This is a genomic window from Mesorhizobium sp. WSM4848, assembly GCF_055811375.1.
This window is the reverse complement of sequence record NZ_JBVVPX010000156.1, coordinates 1-249: the sequence shown is the minus strand read 5'-3', so window position 1 is coordinate 249 and position 249 is coordinate 1. Positions and strand designations below refer to the sequence as shown.

The 249-nt window shown below is 65.5% G+C and carries 1 protein-coding gene; it reads left to right on the top strand.

Translation table 11 applies throughout. From position 1 onward, the window contains the following. Positions 1-249 (top strand): hypothetical protein (locus tag AC0L16_RS33715; protein WP_473625834.1); only part of this gene is annotated, 249 nt, incomplete at both ends.

The window sequence follows — 249 nt, the reverse complement described above, 5'->3', positions numbered from 1 at the left end:
CACCAGCACCGAGCAACGGGTTGCCGAACGCGCCAGGCAGACTGGCCAGGAACTCGCCGTCCATGCCCGTGAAATCGAGCAGGTGCTTGCCGGTGCCGACGAACGCCTGGCATCGAGTGCTGCTGTTACAGCCGCCCGCGTCGAGGAGCAGGTCGCCAGCGTCGAGAACCGCCTCGCCTACTCCGCCGAGACAATGGGCCAAAAGCTCAACGAACAGGTTTCGAATGCCGAGGCGCAGCTGGTCTCGCG